The organism is Cryobacterium cryoconiti, from assembly GCF_004403065.1.
Taxonomy (GTDB): domain Bacteria; phylum Actinomycetota; class Actinomycetes; order Actinomycetales; family Microbacteriaceae; genus Cryobacterium; species Cryobacterium cryoconiti.
This window is the reverse complement of sequence record NZ_SOHA01000034.1, coordinates 154,842-169,107: the sequence shown is the minus strand read 5'-3', so window position 1 is coordinate 169,107 and position 14,266 is coordinate 154,842. Positions and strand designations below refer to the sequence as shown.

Here is a 14,266-nt window from a genome sequence, read left to right as displayed (position 1 = left end):
CTTACGCCTCGTGCGGCCGCTCGGTGTCGTCGTCGCGGAGCAGATCCTCGAGGGCCTGGTCCACCTCGTCGAGCACGGGCTCGGCACCCTCAGCCGAGCTGGTCAGGCGGGCCACGAGGGCCTGCGGGTCGTCGAGGTCGGTGGACGAGGGCAGAAGGTCAGGGTGGGCCCACAGTTCGTCGCGCTTCTCGTTGCCGACGGCATCCGTCACGGCTTGCCACATGAAGGCGGCCTCGCGGAGGCGGCGGGGGCGCAGTTCGAGCCCGACCAGGGTGGCGAACGCGGACTCGGCGGGGCCACCGGATGCCCGGCGTCGCTTCACCGTCTCGGCGATGGCGTCCGCGCGGGGCAACCGGCTCGTGGCCTCGAGGGTGACCACGTCGACCCAGCCCTCGATCAGGGCGAGCATCGTCTCCAGCCGGGCGAGGGCGGCCAGCTGGGCCTCACTCTTCGGCGGGATCAGCGAGCCGTCGACCATGGCCGCACGCAATTCCTCCGGGTTGGCCGGGTCGAAACCGTCGGCCAGTTGCTCGAGACGGCTCGAATCGATGTGGATGCCGCGGGCGAAGTCTGTGATCGAGCTGATCAGGTGCAGGCGCAGCCAGCGCGAGTGGCGGAACAAACGCGCGTGGGCGAGTTCGCGCACGGCGAGGTAGATCTGGACCTGGTCGGCGGGAACGTCGAGACCCTCGCCGAACGCGGCCACGTTCTGCGGAAGCAGGGCGGCCTGTTGGTCGCTGAGCAGGGGGATCCCGATATCGCCGCCGGAGACGACCTCGGTAGACAGCTGGCCGACAACCTGGCCGAGCTGCATGGCGAACAGGGTGCCGCCGATGCTGCGCATCATCTGACCGGCGCCGGCCATCATGCCCTTGAGCTCTTCCGGGGCCTGGTCCGTGAGCACGCGGGTCAAAGAATCGGAGATGCTCGTCGCCACGGGTTCGGCCAGTTGCGTCCACAACGGCATGGTCGCGGTGACCCACTCCTTGCGGGTGATCAGGCGCGGGGGAGCGGTGAGCTCGGCGACCAAGATCACCTCGTCCAGCCACAGGGCGGCGATGTGGAAGGCCTGGTCAAGGGCCACCCGTTCGTCGGGGGTCACGACGAGCTGCCCCTGCGCTGCGCGTTCCTGCCCCTGGCTGAGCGCGGCGTCCCAGTTGGGGGACCCGTCGCCGCCTCCGCGCAGAGCACCCTGAAGCTGGCTCATCAGCGCTGAGATGCTCGCGGGGTCACCCGGCAGTCCGGCCGCACCGGCCAATTGGCTCGGATCGATTGACGACTTCCCGCTCAGGATGTCGCGCAGCATGTCCCGAAACTCATCTTCGGGATTGGGACCCGCATCGGGTCGGGAGTCATCGTCGGCCATTTCAGGCACCTCTCAGTCACGTGCTTCTACGCTAGCCCGAGATCCCCGGCGCGGACTGGGAAATGTCCTACGCTGGTAAACCGGTGTCCGCCTGTCGCGAACAGCCCGCATAATCCCTGGAAGGAAACCGGTGGCCCTCTTCACCGATCACTCAGCACGACCGCCTGCTCGGTCCGATCGCGCCGTCAGTGCCGGCTGGGTGGTCCTCGGTATAGCGATGATCATCGGCCTCATTCTGGCCGTGACCCCGTCGCCGTACGTGATCGAGAAGCCCGGACCCGTCTACAACACCATCGGCACAGCCGAAAAGGACGGCGAGCAGATTCCTCTCATCTCCGTGTCCGGCGAGCCCGTCTATCCCACCGAGGGAACCCTGGATCTGCTGACCGTCTCGCTGGTGGGCAACCCCGACAACCGACCGAGCTGGTTGACGGTTGCCGCCGCCTGGCTGGATCCCAACCAGGCTGTGATCCCGATCGAGTCGGCCTTCCCGCCCGATGTGAGCACGAAGCAGCGGGAGGAGCAGAACCAGGTGCAGATGGTGAACTCGCAGCAGGATGCGATCGCCGCAGCCCTGACCAACCTCGACTACGACTACCCGACGATCCTCTCGGTCGTCTCCCTGCCCGACGACTCGCCCGCAGCGGGCATCATCGAGGCCGGCGACCAGGTGGTCTCTGTGAACGGTGAAGACGTCGGCGACATCACGGCACTGCGCGGCGCGCTCGCCAGGAACGGGATCGACTCCCCGGCCTCGATCGGCGTCATCCGCGACGGAGAGGCCCGGACCGTGGAAATCACCCCGATTGCGTCGGGCGACGCCGTGGTGGTCGGGATCAACGTCACAAGCGAGTACGACTTCCCGTTCGACGTGGCCATTCAACTGGACTCGGTCGGCGGACCCAGCGCCGGACTGATGTTCGCGCTCGGCATCATCGACACGCTCACCCCGGGCTTCCTGCAGGGTGGCGCGGATGTCGCGGGCACCGGCACGATCAACCAGGCCGGCGAAGTGGGTCCCATCGGCGGCATCCGTCAGAAACTGATCGGAGCAGACGACAGCGGCGCGGACTGGTTCCTCGCACCGGCCGACAACTGCGACGAGGTCACCGGTCATGTACCGGAGGGGATGACCGTCTTCTCCATCGAGACGCTCGACGATGCGCTGGCCACGCTCGACGCCATCCGTACCGACGCGGACACTGCCGCGGACACCGACGCGCTGGAGCAGTGCCCACTCGGTTAAGCCCGGGCTGCTGCCCAGCGAACGTGCGGCATTCGTTCGGAACGGCTGTCTAGAATGAAACCTGACCGTCGATTTCGAGATCAAGAGGCCAATCCGTGAGTTCACAACAAGCCCGTAGCGCTCCCCAGCGCAGCCGTGCTCCCCTCGCCATTACGGCAGCGATCATTGCCGGGCTGGTGATCATCTTCTTCGTATTCGCAGGGCTCTATGCCGACGTGCTCTGGTTCGACCAACTGGGCTTCCTGAGTGTGCTGACCACACAGTGGTTCGCCGGTGCCGGCCTCTTCGTCATCGGATTCGTCGCGATGGCGGTTCCGGTCTGGGTGAGTATCCAGATCGCCTACCGTTTGCGGCCCGTCTACGCGAAGCTCAATTCGCAGCTCGACCGTTACCAGCAGGTCATCGAGCCGCTGCGCCGGCTGGCGATGTTCGGTATCCCCGCTCTGCTCGGCCTGTTCGCCGGTGTTGCCGCCGCGACCCGGTGGCAGGTCGTGCTGATGTGGCTGAACCGCACGGAGACCGGCCGGGTCGACCCGCAGTTCAAGTTCGACATCTCGTTCTACCTGTTCGACCTTCCCTTCTTCCAGTCGGTGCTGGGCTTCGCCTCGGCCGTTGTGCTCATCTCGGCCCTGGTCGCCGCGGCAACGAGCTACCTGTACGGTTCGATCCGGGTGAGCGGGCGCGAGGTCATCGTCTCCAAGGCCGCACGCGTTCAGATCGCCGTCACCGCGAGCCTCTACCTGCTGTTGCAGGCCGCGAGCATCTGGCTCGAGCAGTATTCCACTCTGACCAACGCGAACGACCTGATCACGGGCGCCGGCTACACCGACGTCAACGCGACGATCCCCGGCCGCGCCATTCTGGCCGGCATCGCCGCGGTCGTCGCGATCCTGTTCCTCGTCACGGCTGTCGTCGGTCGCTGGCGTCTGCCCATCGTCGGCACAGCGCTGCTGATCGTGAGCAGCCTGCTGGTCGGGTCCCTCTACCCGTGGGTCGTGCAGCGCTTCCAGGTGGACCCGAGCGCGAAGACGCTCGAGGAACCCTATATCCAACGCAATATCGACCTCACCCGCGATGCCTACGGTCTGGCGGACATCGAAGAGATCCCCTATAACGCGAGCACGACTGCCGAGCCCGGCGCACTGCGCGCCGACGCCGAGACCACGGCGAACATCCGTATTCTCGACCCGGCCCTGGTCAGCGATGCGTTCTCCCAGCTCGAGCAGTTCAAGCAGTACTACCAGTTCCCGCAGAACCTCGACGTTGACCGCTACACGATCGACGGCAAGTCGCAGGACACCGTGGTCACCGTGCGCGACCTCAAACTCGAGGGTCTGAACGCGGGCAACACCTGGGTCAACTCCACCGTGGTGTACACGCACGGTTACGGCGTGGTGGCGGCGTACGGCAACCAGCGCTCGGCCGACGGCCAGCCTGTGTTCCTCGAGTCCGGCATCCCGACCACCGGGTCGCTGCCCGAGTACGAGCCGCGGATCTACTTCGGTGAGACGAGCCCGCCGTATTCCATCGTGGGTGCGCCCGAGGGCAGCAAGCCCGTCGAGCTCGACTACCCGTCGGGCACGGATGGCGCGCAGCAGACGTACACGACGTTCACCGGTGACGGCGGGCCGAAGCTCGACAACGCGTTCAACAAGTTGATCTACGCGCTCAAGTTCCAGTCGGAGCAGATCTTCCTGGCCAACGCCGTGAACGAGAAGTCGCAGATCCTCTACGACCGCGACCCGGTCACCCGCGTGCAGAAGGTGGCGCCGTACCTCACCCTCGACTCCGACGCCTACCCGTCGGTCGTCGACGGCAAGGTCAAGTGGATCGTCGACGGCTACACGACGTCGGCCAGCTACCCGTACTCCACCTCGGTGGGTCTGAGCGACGCGATCGCCGACACGGAGACGCCCCCGCAGCCGTTCGCACTCGACCAGATCAACTACATGCGCAACTCGGTCAAGGCCACGGTCGACGCCTACGACGGCTCGGTCACCCTGTACGCCTGGGACGACGAGGATCCGCTGCTCAAGACCTGGCAGAAGATCTTCCCGACGACCATCAAGCCGATGACCGAGATGAGCGGCGACCTGATGAGCCACGTGCGCTACCCGGCGGACCTGTTCAAGGTGCAGCGCAAGGTTCTCGGCAAGTACCACGTCACCGACCCAGGGTCCTTCTACTCGGTCGACGACGCCTGGACCACCCCGAACGACCCGGTGTCGCCGTCGACGAACACGACCCTGCAGCCGCCGTACTACCTGACCATGCAGGTGCCCGGCCAGGAATCGCCGTCGTTCTCGCTGTACTCGACCTTCATCCCGGATGCCAGTGGAGCCACCAGCCGTAACGTGCTGACCGGTTACCTGGCGGTCGACGCGGATGCCGGTTCGACCGACGGCAAACGGTCAGAGGGGTACGGCAAGCTTCGTCTGCTCAACCTTCCGGAGGATGTGACCGTGCCCGGCCCCGGCCAGGTGCAGGCGAAGTTCAACGCCGACCCGACCGTGTCCACCCAGTTGAACCTGCTCAAGCAGGGTCAGTCGAAGGTGCTCAACGGCAACCTGCTCACGTTGCCCGTCGGTGGCGGTCTGCTCTACGTACAGCCTGTCTACGTGCAGTCAACCGGTGAAACCAGCTACCCGCTGCTGCAGAAGGTGCTCGTCGCCTTCGGAGACCAGATCGCGTTCGAGGACACGCTGGACAAGGCGCTCGACGTGCTCTTCGGAGGTGACTCCGGCGCCAACGCCGGTGACACCTCGGTGCCGCCGTCGGAGACGCCCGTCGAAGGGGAGGCGCCCGCTGAGGGCGACACCACGCCGTCGACCTCGACCGGGGACCCGGCGACGGATGCCCAGCTGAAGTCGCTCCTGGCGGAAGCCAAGATCGCCGTCACCGACAAGCAGGCTGCCTTGACGACCGGTGACTTCACGGCTTACGGCGCCGCCGACAAGAAGCTGAACGACGCGGTCGCCAAGATGCTGGTGCTGCTCGACCAGTAGCGCCCAGTAGGCCGCTTCACATCCGTTGCGCGGGTGCTGCGCCGTTTCGCGGGAGGCATGCCTCCCGCAGAGCGGCGCAGCACCCGCGTTTCGCATTGCGGGCATGCGCCGCGCCCGTGTGGTCGGACCGCACCCGGGGCTGTGGTAAATTGGTACTTGTAACGCGGGGTGGAGCAGTTCGGTAGCTCGCTGGGCTCATAACCCAGAGGTCGTAGGTTCAAATCCTGCCCCCGCAACCACTGCACAAAACAGGCCGGTCCAGCAGAAATGCTGGGCCGGTCTTTTTTCTTGTCCGGTCGTCGTCCGTCCCCTGGAGGAATCCGCAATGGCTGAACTGCTCTACCGTCTGGGGAGGCTGGCGGCTCGCCGTGCCTGGGCCGTGATCGCGGTCTGGGGTGTCATCCTCGTCCTCACCGGGGTCGGGTTCCTCGTGGGATTCAAGGGCCTCACGACGAACTTCGACATCCCCGGCACCGCGTCGGGCGCAGTCGCCGAGAAACTCCAGGAGCAGCTTCCGGACTTCGCCGGGGCATCGGGCACCGTGGTCTTCGAGACCACCGACGGGTCGGCATTCAACGACGATCAACGTGCGCAGATCGGTTCACTCGTCGCCGGTGCCGGCGAACTGCCGGACGTCGCCGACGTCATCGACCCGTTCGAGGCCGAGCAACAGCGGGCTGATCGCGAGCAGGACGTGGTCGATGGGCGCGTTCAGATCGATGCCGGACGGGCGCAGCTCGACGCCGGGCAGGCCGGGCTCGATGCCGGTCGTGCCCAACTCGCCGCCGCGCAGACCCAGCTCGAGCAGGCCTGGCTACAGCCCGACCAGCCCCTCGAGCAGCTGGCCGCCTACGAGCAGCAGCAGGCTCAGCTCGACGCCGGGGTGGTGGAGCTGGACGCCCAGCAGACCACGCTCGACGACTCCCGCAGCCAGCTCGACCAGGATGCGGAAGAGCTTGAACTGGGCGCCGTGCTCCTCGATCTCTCCGCCGGAATCCGCGTCGTCTCGGAAGACGGTGCGGCCGCCCTCGTGAACGTCTCTTTCTCCGAGCCGCGCATGGAGCTTCCCGCCGAGTCGCAGCAGGCCGTCATGGACCACTTCGAGTCCGAGCCGGTCGACGGTGCTCGGGTGTCGTTCTCCTCCGACATCGCGCAAACCGTGCCGCAGCTGATCGGGATGGGCGAGATCGTGGGCGTCGGTTTCGCTGCGATCATCCTGCTCGTGATGCTCGGCTCGGTGCTGGCCGCCGCACTACCCATCGTCACGGCCCTCGTCGGCGTCGCGATCGCCTCCCTCGGAGCGCTCTCGTTCTCCGGCGTCATCCAGATGGCCTCGGTCACACCGTTCCTCGGGGTCATGCTCGGCCTGGCGGTCGGCATCGACTACTCACTCTTCGTGATCAACCGGCACCGCAGGCAGCTGCTCGAGGGCGCCGAGGTGCGCGAATCGATCGGCCTGGCGAACGGAACCGCCGGCAACGCGGTGGTCTTCGCCGGCACCACGGTCATCGTCGCGCTGCTCGCGCTGAATGTCACGGGTGTGCCGTTCCTCGGCCTGATGGGGACCGTCGGAGCCGTGGCCGTCGCAGTCGCCGTGATGATCTCGATCAGCCTGACGCCCGCGATCCTCGGGCTGCTCGGTGAGCGCGTGCTCGGCCGCCGTGCCCGCACGCGCATCGGCCAGGCACACCACGAAGACACGCAGGCCCGGCCGATGCCCACCTGGCGCGCGATCGCCACCGTGCTGGCGGCCGTCGCGGTGCTGCTCATCCTCGCCATCCCGTCACTGTCGATGCGGGTCGGCCTGCCCGACGGGTCCGTCGAACCGGTCGAATCCGCGTCCTACCAGGCGTTCACGGCTACTGAGGAGAACTTCGGTGCCGGCGCGAACGGACCGTTACTCGTCACCGCCACCCTGCCTGAGGGTCTGGATCGCCCCGGGGTGCTCGGCGCCCAGGTCGGTGTGGCGCGCACTCTCGCCGGTCAGGACGGCGTTGTCGGCGTCGCTCCCATCGCCGTCTCCGCGGACAACTCGCTCGCCGCTTTCCAGGTCGTTCCGACCGGGGGACCGAACAGCGAGTCCACGGAGCAGCTCGTGCGGGACATCCGTTCGATGCCGCCCCATAACAGCGGCGTGACGCTCGGCGTTGCAGGTCAGGCTGCCATCAACATCGACATCTCCGAGAACCTCGCAGACGTGCTGCCGACCTATCTGGCGGTCGTCGTCGGGTTGTCGCTGCTGATCATGATTCTGGTGTTCCGCTCGATCCTGGTGCCACTGATCGCGACCGGCGGATTCATCCTGTCGCTGTTCGCGACCTACGGGGCGACCGTCGCCGTGTTCCAGTGGGGGTGGTTCGCCGGCCCGCTCGGCATCGCGACCGGCCCGATCCTGAGCTTTCTGCCGGTGATCCTGGTGGGAGTGCTTTTCGGGCTGGCGATGGACTACCAGCTGTTCCTAGCCTCCGGGATGCGCGAGGCGTACGTGCGCGGGGCATCCGCCCGGCTCGCGGTGGCCCGTGGGTTCCGCGCCGGCCGCTCGGTGGTCACTGCCGCCGGGCTCATCATGGTGTCGGTCTTCGGCGGTTTCGTTTTCTCCGAGTCGACGATGATCCGCTCCATCGGATTCGGGCTCGCGTTCGGTGTGCTCATTGACGCGTTCGTGGTGCGGATGCTGCTCATGCCGGCACTCATGCACCTGCTGGGCCGCGCCGCCTGGTGGCTGCCGCGCCGGCTCGACCGTATCCTGCCCAACGTCGACGTGGAGGGCACAGCGCTCGCGCGACGCCACCACGGCTGAGCCCAGGGCAGGCCGCGCCTGTGGGCTGCCTAGGCCGCGGCGCCGGCCGTTGTGGCTGCGGGTACCTCGACCAGCCGGCCCGTCGCCACATCGTAGATGTAGCCGTAAACCGGGATGCCGCGCGGAACGAGCGGGTGAGCCTTGATGCGGGCCACGTCCTCGAGCACGCTCGCCGCCTGGTCGGTGATGGTCAGCCAGTCGATGTAGTTCCCCTCGGTGGAACCCGGGCCGGAACCGACCTCGTAGAACCCGGCGTCGCCCAGGGCTGCCGTCTCCAGACTGTTGGCGAGCAGCCCACGGATCACCTCGTCGGTGAAGAACTCCATCCCGCAATTGGTGTGGTGGATGACGAACCACTCCTTCGTGCCCAGGAGTTTGTAGGAGATGACGAGCGACCGGATGGCGTCGTCGGACGCGCGTCCGCCTGCGTTGCGAATGACGTGGGCGTCGCCCTCGCTCAATCCGGCGTACTTGGCCGGATCGAGGCGGGCGTCCATGCAGGTGAGGATCGCGAAACCGCGCGCCGGCGGCAAGGCGAGTGCGGACTTGTCGCCGAATTCGTTGGCGTACGCGGCGTTGGCGGACAGGACTTCTGCGAGAACGGTCACGGAGGGATCCTTCACTGTCGAGGGGTGCGGGGGGGTCGTGCCGCCATCGTAGCCACCCTCTCTGAGGCGCAGCCCGGCGTCGCAGAATGATTACCCCGTGTGTCGGCCTGCCCCGAGGCTGTGGTAAGCTTGTCCTTGCAGCGCGGGGTGGAGCAGTTCGGTAGCTCGCTGGGCTCATAACCCAGAGGTCGTAGGTTCAAATCCTGCCCCCGCAACCATCAGCCCCCGGAACCACACGGTTCCGGGGGCTTTTCTGTTCCCGCCGCACAGGTTTGTGCGACGGGCGTTCCATCAGAAGGAGTCGCTCATGCCACTGGTTCGAATCGATCTGAACCGAGGCCGTTCGAATGCGGCCGTGACCGCAATCGCCGATGCGATCCACGAGGCGATCGTCGAGGTCTATGGCATTCCTCTGCGCGACCGTTTCCAGATCGTCACCCAGCACGATGCGGGCGCGATCATTGCACAGGATGCCGGTCTCGGCTTCGAACGCAGCGAGGGCGTGGTGATGATCCAGATCTTCACCCAGCGGGGTCGTAGCGTCGCCACCAAGCAGGCGCTCTACTCCGGCATCAACGCCCGACTGGGACTGGCCGGGGTCTCCGGTGAGGACGTCTTCATCGGCTATGTGGAGAGCGGTCCGGAGGACTGGTCCTTCGGCTTCGGAACCGCCCAGTACATCACCGGCGAGATCGCGGTCCCGGCGAGCGGGTCCCCGGTCGAGTAAGTTCGATATGCACCAGGTCACCGGCGAACCCCCGCTGTTTCAGGCCACCGCACGACAGTCGGGAACAGTTCAGTTATGAAGCTCAAGATCAGCCTTCTAGCCGCTTTCGGTGTCGCTTCGCTGGCGCTGGCGGGATGCACCGGCACCGGCACCGGTTCGGGCGACGGCGGTTCGCCGGCGGGGGAGCCGGTCACGATCGCCGTGGTCACCCACGGCACCGCCGGCGACGCCTTCTGGGACGTCGTCAAGAGCGGCGCCGAGCAGGCCGGCACCGACCTCGGAGCCACCGTCACCTACCAGGGCGACGGTGACCCGGTCAAGCAGAGCCAGCTGATCGAGGCGGCCATCGCCACCGATCCGGACGGCCTGATCGTGTCGATGGCCAACCCGGATGGAGTCAGGGGTGCGGTCGAGAAGGCCGTGGCCGCGGGCATCCCCGTGATCACCATCAACTCGGGCCTGGAGAAGTCCCGCGAGTTCGGCGCGCAGACCCACATCGGCCAGAGTGAGTTCATCGCGGGCCAGGGAGCCGGCGAGAAACTGGCTGAGGCCGGTGTGTCCAACGTGATCTGCGTCATCCACGAGGCCGGTAACTCCGGGCTCGAAGAGCGCTGCGCGGGCGCAGCGGACACGGTCGGCGCAACCGTGAGCAACGTGCAGGTCGACGTCGCCAACCTCGCCGATGCCCAGAACACCATCAAGAGCAAACTCCTGGCCGATCCGTCCATCGACGCCGTGCTCACGCTGCAGACCGGCGTAGCCGTGGCCGCGAGCCAGGCCGTCGATGAAGCGGGCAGCTCGGCCACGCTGGCCACCTTCGACGTCTCGGCCGACGTGACCCGGCTCATCCTGGACGGTGGCATGTTGTTCGCCGTCGACCAGCAGCCGTACTCGCAGGGTTACCTGCCGGTGTCGTTCCTGACTCTGCAGAAGCGCAATGGCGATGTCGTCGGTGGCGGGCTGCCCGTCTATTCCGGTCCGGGCTTCGTGACGAAGGAGAACGCGGCCGAGGTCGCCACGTTCGCGGAGAACGGCACGAGATGACCGTCGTCGTGGAGGCAGAGTTCACGGATCGGCTGAAACGGTCGCATCCGCTGCTCACTCTGTTGCGCCGGCCCGAGGTCGGCGCGCTTGTCGCGGCCGTGGCGATCTTCCTGTTCTTCTCTTTCTTCACGCAGGCATTCCTGACCCCTGCTGGTGTGTCCACCTGGCTGTACTCGGCCTCTCTCTTCGGGATCATGGCCGTGGCCGTCGCCCTGCTCATGATCGGCGGAGAGTTCGACCTCTCGGCCGGGGCGATGACGGGCACCACCGGGCTCATCGTGGGTGTGGTGACCACCCAGTGGGGACTGAACCTCGCGCTCGCGCTCGTGCTGGCCCTGGCCGTTGCCCTCGCGATCGGCGCCGCCAACGCGTTCGTCGTGATGAAGACCGGCCTGCCGAGCTTCATCGTGACTTTGGCCACGTTCTTCATCCTGCAGGGCTGCAACCTGGCTGTGACGAAGCTCGTGACCGGCAGCGTCGCCATCCAGGGCATGAATGCTGTGCCCGGTTTCCAGCAGGCCAAGGTCTTCTTCGGGTCGTCGTTCCCCGTGCTGGGCCTGGAAGTCAAAGTCTCCATCGTCTGGTGGATCGCACTCACCGCACTGGCCACCTGGGTATTGCTGCGCACCCGGCCCGGCAACTGGGTCTTCGCCGTCGGCGGCGAGGTCACGAGTGCCCGACAGGTCGGGGTGCCCGTCTTCCGGGTGAAGCTCGGCCTGTTCATGACCACGGCCGGCGCCGGCTGGCTGGTGGGCATGCTGCAACTCTTCGACGTGTCGACGGTGCAGGCCACCACCGGAGTCGGCCAGGAGTTCATCTACATCATCTGTGCCGTCGTGGGCGGATGCCTGCTCACTGGCGGTTACGGTTCGGCGATCGGCGCGGCCCTCGGTGCCCTGATCTACGGCATGGCGCTGCAGGGCATCGTGTTCGCGCAATGGGACAACAACTGGCTGAAGGCCTTCCTCGGCGGGATGCTGCTGCTCGCCGTGCTGGTCAACCTCCTCGTTCGCCGCCAGGCCGGGATGCGCTCATGACGCCGGCGCCGAGCCGTCCGGAGCCGATCCTCGAGGTGCGAGACATCGGCAAGGCCTATGGCGCAGTGCGGGCGCTGCAGGGCGTGTCGGCATCCGTCGGCGCCGGAGAGGTGCTCTGCGTTCTGGGAGACAACGGCGCGGGAAAGTCCACGTTCATCAAGATCCTGGCGGGCGCCCACCCGCACTCGGAGGGCACGCTCCTCGCCTTCGGGGCGGAACGCCGATTCATGCATCCACGGGAGGCACTCGACCTCGGGATCGCCACCGTCTATCAGGACCTGGCCGTGGTCGGGCTGATGCCGGTGTGGCGTAACTTCTTCCTCGGTGCCGAGCTGACCCGCGGCAGAGGCCCGCTGCGGCGACTCGATGCGGCCCGGATGCGCGCCACGACGAAGCACGAGCTCGCCCGGATGGGCATCGACCTGCGCGACGTGGACCAGCCGATCGGTACGCTCTCCGGCGGTGAACGGCAGTCCGTCGCCATCGCGCGCGCGGTGTACTTCGGGGCGAAGGTCGTCATCCTCGACGAACCCACGTCGGCGCTCGGCGTGAAGCAGGCCGGGGTCGTGCTCTCCTACATCGCCCGGGCCCGGGACCGGGGGCTCGGCGTGGTCTTCATCACGCACAATCCCCACCACGCCTACCCGGTCGGCGACCGTTTTCTGCTGCTGCAGCGCGGCCGGAGCCTGGGTGACTTCGCCAAGAGCGAGATCACGATCGACGAGATGACGGCTCTGATGGCCGGCGGTGCCGAACTCGAGGCGCTGGCCCACGAGCTGGAGCGCCGGTAGATTTCGGAGCAGTGCCGAGCGATCACCGATCGTTATTATGTCTGATGCTCACCAGAATTTATTTCTGCTTTCACTAGAATATGTGTTCTAACTGAGCTAGAATCATCTTGTGACCAACCCCACCGAAACCCTCGCAGCGGATGCCGCGCCCGGCCCGTCAGCCGCGGCGCTGGTGGTGGCTGAGCTGCGGGCTCTCGCGGGTGAACTGGGGTCGACCCTGGCGTGTGCGGGGGTGCGGAGCTTTGACGATGACGGGTTGCTGCAGGTGACCACGGCGGTCGAGGTGCTCGGCCGCCGCGTCGACGCCCTCCGGGTGGCGGCGGCCGGGGAGGTCGCCGACCGGTCCCGCCCCGAGCTCGGCACCTCGCAGTTGTCGGCGAGGAAGGGCTGCCGCACCGCCGGGGAACTGCTCGAGCGGCTCACCCTGGTGTCGGGCCCGACCGCCGGGCGACGGATGCGGCTGGGCAAGCAGCTCCGCACCGGCCGCTCCCTGAGCGGCGAACCGCTGCCGCCCACCTTTCCGGCGACCTCGATCGCTCTGGCCACCGGCGCGATCGGCGTCGACACGGCCGACGCCATCCTGACCGCGTTGGCGCCCACGCTGCGGTGCACCGACCTGGACTCGGTGCAGGCCGCGGAGAGCGAGCTGGTGGCGTCGGCGACGGGCACGAGTGCGCAGACCCCGGTGCCCGCGTCGGCGGATGAGGTCCGGTTGCAGGGCTCCGTCTGGAAGGCCGTGCTCGCGCCCGACGGGTCGCGGCCCGACGACCACGCCGTGGTGGCGCGGTCGTTCCGGCTCGGCCGGGAACGCGACGGCGTGGTGCCGGTGTCGGGGTCGTTGATGCCCGAGATCGCGGGCAAGCTGCGCCGCCTGTTCGACGCGTATCTGTCGCCGAAGAGTGCGCCGGTCGCCTTCCACGCCGAGGAAGACGCCGACACAAACCGGGAGGGGCTCACACCGGAGCAGGCGCGGCTCGAACGGGACGACCGCACGCCCGACCAGCGGCGGCACGACGTGCTCGCCGTGATCGTCGACGTCGCCTCCCGCGCCGGCGAGGCACCGACCATCGGCGGCGCCCCCGCCACGGTCCTCGTCAGCGTGCGGGAACAAGATCTCAGCGCGGACTTCGGTCAGGGCCGCGGCGTCGGCTGGATCGACGGCGTCGATTCCCCGATCCCGATCAGTGCCGTCAAGGATCTGGTCAGCACCGGCGGACAGCAGAAGGTCGTGATCAACGACGAGGGCCGCATCATCAAGCTCGGCTCACCCGAACGCTGCTTCACCCCCGCCCAGAGACGCGCGATCCAACTCCGCGACGGCACCTGCATCATCCCCTGGTGCAAAATCCCCGCCGGCATGACCGAGATCCACCACGTCATCCCGCATTCCGAGGGCGGGGCAACCCACACCGACAACGGCGTCTGCCTCTGCTGGTGGCACCACCGCTACCTCGCCGCCTCCGGCTGGGCGATCCGCATGGTCCGCGGCGCCGTGCAGATCATGGCACCACCCTGGCTCGAAACCGGGGCACGCAAATGGCGAAGGGTCACGAAGTCACGCACCCGGATGACGGACGCCATCGAACGCAAGAACATGACCCGCGACGATCAGTAGCCTGTTATCGTCGCGTACCGTGGAGTC

Annotated in this window: 10 protein-coding genes and 2 tRNA genes; 10 read left to right on the top strand and 2 right to left on the bottom strand. The window is 67.2% G+C overall.

The window, feature by feature from the left end; all coding sequences use genetic code 11:
* Position 1 precedes the first annotated feature (1 nt).
* A complete protein-coding gene (locus E3T49_RS11405) occupies positions 2 to 1,366 on the bottom strand; it encodes a zinc-dependent metalloprotease (RefSeq protein WP_134425015.1) in 1,365 nt (454 codons plus the stop codon).
* Positions 1,367 to 1,565: 199 nt separating this feature from the next.
* On the opposite strand from E3T49_RS11405, the gene E3T49_RS11400 reads away from it, so the two are divergent.
* From E3T49_RS11400 to E3T49_RS11385, 4 genes are all read left to right on the top strand, one after another.
* On the top strand, positions 1,566 to 2,612 hold the full coding sequence (locus E3T49_RS11400; RefSeq protein ID WP_338145426.1) for a YlbL family protein: 1,047 nt from the start codon (positions 1,566 to 1,568) through the stop codon (positions 2,610 to 2,612).
* 95 nt (positions 2,613 to 2,707) lie between these two features.
* Positions 2,708 to 5,617 carry a UPF0182 family membrane protein gene (locus E3T49_RS11395; protein ID WP_174722418.1) on the top strand — a complete coding sequence of 970 codons (2,910 nt, stop codon included), beginning with the start codon at positions 2,708 to 2,710 and terminating at the stop codon, positions 5,615 to 5,617.
* Positions 5,618 to 5,779: 162 nt separating this feature from the next.
* Positions 5,780 to 5,856, top strand: a tRNA-Met gene (locus tag E3T49_RS11390).
* 86 nt (positions 5,857 to 5,942) lie between these two features.
* Positions 5,943 to 8,417, top strand: coding sequence for an MMPL family transporter (locus tag E3T49_RS11385; protein ID WP_134425013.1), 2,475 nt, complete (start codon positions 5,943 to 5,945; stop codon positions 8,415 to 8,417).
* A 29-nt stretch (positions 8,418 to 8,446) separates the two neighbouring features.
* Here the strand turns inward: E3T49_RS11385 and E3T49_RS11380 are convergent, their stop codons facing one another.
* Positions 8,447 to 9,025 (bottom strand): beta-class carbonic anhydrase, encoded by a 579-nt coding sequence (locus E3T49_RS11380; protein WP_134425012.1) that lies wholly within the window; start codon positions 9,023 to 9,025, stop codon positions 8,447 to 8,449.
* Between the two features lie 141 nt (positions 9,026 to 9,166).
* On the opposite strand from E3T49_RS11380, the gene E3T49_RS11375 reads away from it, so the two are divergent.
* The 6 genes from E3T49_RS11375 (at position 9,167) to E3T49_RS11350 (ending at position 14,239) form a co-directional block, all read left to right on the top strand.
* Positions 9,167 to 9,243: transfer RNA gene (locus E3T49_RS11375), tRNA-Met, on the top strand.
* A gap of 89 nt (positions 9,244 to 9,332) precedes the next feature.
* A complete protein-coding gene (locus E3T49_RS11370) occupies positions 9,333 to 9,752 on the top strand; it encodes a tautomerase family protein (RefSeq protein WP_134425011.1) in 420 nt (139 codons plus the stop codon).
* Positions 9,753 to 9,827: 75 nt separating this feature from the next.
* Positions 9,828 to 10,796: a sugar ABC transporter substrate-binding protein gene (locus E3T49_RS11365; RefSeq protein ID WP_134425010.1), complete on the top strand. Its 969-nt coding sequence runs from the start codon at positions 9,828 to 9,830 to the stop codon at positions 10,794 to 10,796.
* Complete coding sequence (locus E3T49_RS16370) at positions 10,793 to 11,833, top strand: ABC transporter permease (RefSeq protein ID WP_134425009.1); 1,041 nt, start codon at positions 10,793 to 10,795, stop codon at positions 11,831 to 11,833. Before E3T49_RS11365 ends, E3T49_RS16370 begins: the two co-directional genes overlap by 4 nt.
* Positions 11,830 to 12,624, top strand: a complete 795-nt coding sequence (locus tag E3T49_RS11355; protein ID WP_134425008.1) for an ATP-binding cassette domain-containing protein — start codon at positions 11,830 to 11,832, stop codon at positions 12,622 to 12,624. Before E3T49_RS16370 ends, E3T49_RS11355 begins: the two co-directional genes overlap by 4 nt.
* Positions 12,625 to 12,733: 109 nt before the next feature.
* The gene (locus E3T49_RS11350) at positions 12,734 to 14,239 is read left to right on the top strand and encodes an HNH endonuclease signature motif containing protein (protein WP_134425007.1); all 1,506 of its coding nucleotides are present in this window, start codon (positions 12,734 to 12,736) and stop codon (positions 14,237 to 14,239) included.
* Positions 14,240 to 14,266: the final 27 nt, after the last annotated feature.